A 3836-nucleotide genomic window follows, 5' to 3' on the forward strand; every position below is an offset into this window, starting at 1 on the left:
GGGCGGTCCGCCGGGGTGGCTGTCCGGCGCGCGTTCGCGGACCGCCGCCGGGCTGCCCTGGGCGTCGACGGCCGTGCTCCTGGTGTTCGTCGTGGTCGGCACCGGCTTCGCCGAGCACGGGCAGGACCGCCGGCCCCTGGACGCGGCCGCCCGAGTGCTGTTGATCGTCGTGGTCGTCGCGCTGCTCTTCCGCCACCGCCGCCCCGTGGTCGCCGTGGCCACCACCTGCGCGGTGACCCTGGTCTATCTCGCGGCGGGCTATCCGTACGGGCCGGTGTTCGTCGCCGTCGCCGTCGGCTGCTTCAGCGCGATCGTCGCCGGGCACCGGAAGGCCGCCTGGTGGTCGCTGGGCGGGCTGTGGGCCGGGCATGTCCTGGTCTCCCACTGGCTGTACCGATGGCTGCCGCCGGACGACGACCGGGCCGCGCCCTGGACGCAGGAGGGCTTCGTCACCGCGTGGGTCGTGGCCGTCGCCGCCGCCGCCGAACTGCTGCGGGTGCGCCGCGAGCAGTGGGCCGCCGCCCGTGCGGAGCGCGAGGCGGCGGAACGGCGGCGGGCCGACGAGGAACGGCTGCGCATGGCCCGTGAACTCCACGACGTGCTGGCCCACAGCATCTCCGTCATCAACGTGCAGGCCGGGGTCGGACTCGCGCTGCTCGACTCCGACCCGGAGCAGGCCCGGTCCGCCCTCACCACGATCAAGGGGGCCAGCAAGGAGGCGCTCGACGAGGTACGTCAGGTGCTCGCCAACCTCCGTACGCCCGGCGACGCCCCCACGTCCCCGGCCCCGGGCCTCGACCGGCTTCCCGAGCTCGTCGAACAGGCCGCGTCCGCCGGACTCACCGTCACCGTGGAGAGCGAGGGCGATCCGGCCGCCGTCCCGCCCGGCGCCGGGCTCGCCGCCTTCCGCATCGTCCAGGAGGCCCTGACCAACGTCGTCCGCCACTCCGGCTCCCGTACCGCACTGGTGCGCGTCGGCTACGGCTCCGGGCGCGTCCGGCTCCGCATCGACGACGCGGGACCCGCCACCGGGGACGACGCGGGCGGCGGCGGCAACGGACTTGTCGGGATGCGGGAGCGGGCCGCCGCCCTCGGTGGCACGATCGAGGCGGGGCCCCGCCCGGAAGGCGGCTTCCGGGTCCTCGCGGAACTGCCGTTCACCGCACCGGACCGTGACCGCCGTCGCCGGACCCCGCCGGAGCCCTCCGAGGAGACACCGTGATCCGCGTAACGCTCGCCGACGACCAACTGCTCGTACGGGCGGGCTTCCGCGCCCTGCTGGACGCGCAGCCGGACATCGAGGTCGCCGGGGAGGCCGCCGACGGCGACGAGGCGGTCCGCGTGGTGCGCGAACTGCGCCCCGACATCGTGCTGATGGACATCCGCATGCCGCGCCTGGACGGACTGGCCGCCACCCGGCGGATCACCGGCGACCCGGACCTGAACGAGGTGAAGGTGGTCATGCTCACCACCTTCGAACTCGACGAGTACGTCTTCGAGGCCATCCGCAACGGGGCGTCGGGCTTCCTGGTCAAGGACACCGAGCCGGAGGAACTGCTGCGCGCGGTGCGGGCGGTCGTCGGCGGGGACGCGCTGCTCTCCCCGGGCGTGACGCGCCGGCTGATCGCGGAGTTCGCGGCCCGCTCCAAGGAGCCGGCCGCCGCCGCCTCGCTCGCCCGGCTCACCGAACGGGAGCGGGAGGTGATGGCGCTGGTCGGCATCGGCCTGTCGAACGAGGAGATCGCCCGCAGACTGGTCGTCAGCCCCCTCACCGCGAAGACCCACGTCAGCCGTACGATGGTCAAGCTCGGAGCCCGCGACCGGGCCCAACTCGTCGTCCTCGCCTACGAATCGGGGCTGGTGCGCCCCGGCTGGCTCGGCTGAGACAGGACACGCCCCGGTCCTTCGGCCCGGCGCTGCTCATCAGGTGACCGCGGAGTTGTCCGTCCAGATCCGGGCCACCGAGCGGTCGCCGCGCAGGGTGACGGCGGTGAGCGGAAGCCGGTTCCAGAGGGTGAGGTAGAGCCCCTCCGCCGTACCGCTCAGCTCGCAGTCGACGCGTTCCGTGAGGCTGTCCGTGCCGCCGTCGCCGCCCCGGGGGTTCGTGCTGCCCGGCCCGGTCGAACGTACGGCATCCGGCGGGTCCTGCGAGATCCGTACCGTCCAGGTCGCCTCCGTGTCGACGGCCCGCACCCGCAGCGTGCGGGGTGTCCTGGAGCGGACCCGGCTTTTGGGCCGGGCGTGGAAGCCGGTGAGGAGTTCGTCGATGCCGTCGACCGCCCGGTCCGCGGGCACCGGGGTCAGCGGTCCGCCGTGCGCCGATTCCGCGTCCACGCGGTGCACGGTCGTCTCGTTCAGTTGGCGGCGGGACCAGAACGCCAGGGGCGAGGGGGCCGGCAGGAAGGTCCAGCAGTCCAGGCCGTCGGGCGCTTCCTCCAGGGACCGGACCAGATGGCGGTGTCCCTCGCGGAACCAGTCCAGGAGTTCGGCGCCGTCGAGGGCGGGTTCACCGCCGTCGGGCCGGTAGGCCGTATGCCCCTCGGTGACGAACGCCGCCGCCCATCGGTGCACCATGCCGGTGTGCCGCAGCAGATGGCGTATCTGCCACCCGGGGCAGGTCGGGACCGATGCCCCCGTTCCGGCCCGCTCGGCTGCGGCCGCGAGCAGCCGCCCTTCCTCGGACAACGACGCGATGTGCTCGGCGATCTGCATGACGGCGATTGTGCCAGGGGCCCGCGGGACCCGTCCTGGGCGTCAGACGCCCTGCGGGTGCGCGGATTCGGCCGGTCCGGCCCGGCGCACCAGGCGGACGAACCAGCCGATGGCCAGCGACTGGACGAGGACCGAGACCACCAGAGCGAGCACCAGGAACCACGCGGGTCCGCCCGCCTCGGCGCCCGCCAGGGAGCCGCCGAAGAAGAACAGGAAGATGGTCGGGGCCGCGAGGAGGAACAGCCAGACGCCGGAGAACGAGGCGTCCTCGTGGGTGACGAACAGGGTGTCCGCGGCGACGAAGAGCGTCACCGCGAGCACCAGCCCGAGGTAGATCAGGGACGCGGTGTTGCGGAAGGCCAGCCGGACCAGGGTGTCCAGGTGCGGGTGGCCGGTCAGGCGCTTCATGGTGTGCTCCCCTGCTTCGTGCTCTGCTTCTTGCTCGGTCGAGGCTTCCATCGTGCGCCGGGGGAGCGGGGCCCGCCTGAGTACGGCTACTCATCGACCAGGTGTGCGGGTGATCAGGCGTGCGCCTGCGACGTCGCGTTGCGCGCCCCGTAGCCCAGGGCGGCCGCCGCGGCGGCCAGCAGGGCCACCGTCGTCAGGGCGAGCGGCAGGGAGAACCAGTCGGCGAGGAAGCCGATCGCGGGCGGGCCGAGCAGCATTCCGCCATAGCCGAGCGTCGAGGCCGCGGCGACTCCGCTCGGGCCCGCGAGTTCGCCCGCGCGCCCCACCGCGACGGGGAATATGTTGGCGAGTCCGAGGCCGGTGACCGCGAACCCGGCCAGCGCCGCCCAGGTGGTCGGGGCCAGCGAGCCCAGCAGCATGCCGGCCGAGGCGGTCGCGCCGCCGAGGACGAGCGTGCGGGTCTGGCCGAGCCGTTCCAGGAGCGTCGTTCCGGTCAGCCGGCCCGCTGTCATCGTCAGGGCGAACAGCGCGTATCCAGCGGCGGCGATCCCGGGGTGCGCGCCCAGGTCCTGTTCCAGGTGCAGTGCGCCCCAGTCGGCGAGGGCCCCTTCCCCGTACGCCGTGCACAGGGCGATCACGCCGAAGAGCACCACGACCCGGCGGGCCCGGGGCGACAGCCGCTGCTTCGGCGCTCGCCGGTCGGCGGACTCCGGGGC

At 74.0% G+C, this 3836-nt stretch carries 5 protein-coding genes; 2 read left to right on the top strand and 3 right to left on the bottom strand.

Annotation, left to right across the window (positions count from 1 at the left end):
• Together CR470_RS36450 and CR470_RS36455 are read left to right on the top strand one after the other, a co-directional pair.
• The coding region (locus CR470_RS36450; protein WP_107489544.1) for a sensor histidine kinase at positions 1-1222 on the top strand (1222 nt) is incomplete at its 5' end.
• Positions 1219-1884: a response regulator transcription factor gene (locus tag CR470_RS36455; RefSeq protein ID WP_097871926.1), complete on the top strand. Its 666-nt coding sequence runs from the start codon at positions 1219-1221 to the stop codon at positions 1882-1884. The genes CR470_RS36450 and CR470_RS36455, both read left to right, overlap by 4 nt.
• 39 nt (positions 1885-1923) lie before the next feature.
• Here CR470_RS36455 and CR470_RS36460 read toward each other — a convergent pair whose 3' ends face one another.
• From CR470_RS36460 to CR470_RS36470, 3 genes are all read right to left on the bottom strand, one after another.
• Positions 1924-2712, bottom strand: coding sequence for a maleylpyruvate isomerase family mycothiol-dependent enzyme (locus CR470_RS36460; RefSeq protein ID WP_097871928.1), 789 nt, complete (start codon positions 2710-2712; stop codon positions 1924-1926).
• A gap of 42 nt (positions 2713-2754) precedes the next feature.
• Entirely contained in the window at positions 2755-3120 is a 366-nt protein-coding gene (locus tag CR470_RS36465) for an SCO4225 family membrane protein (RefSeq protein WP_097871930.1), read from the bottom strand.
• A gap of 113 nt (positions 3121-3233) precedes the next feature.
• A partial coding sequence (locus CR470_RS36470; RefSeq protein ID WP_143663967.1) for an MFS transporter occupies positions 3234-3836 on the bottom strand: 603 nt, incomplete at its 5' end.

Source organism: Streptomyces sp. rh34 (genome assembly GCF_002551245.1).
In the GTDB taxonomy this organism is placed as follows: domain Bacteria; phylum Actinomycetota; class Actinomycetes; order Streptomycetales; family Streptomycetaceae; genus Streptomyces.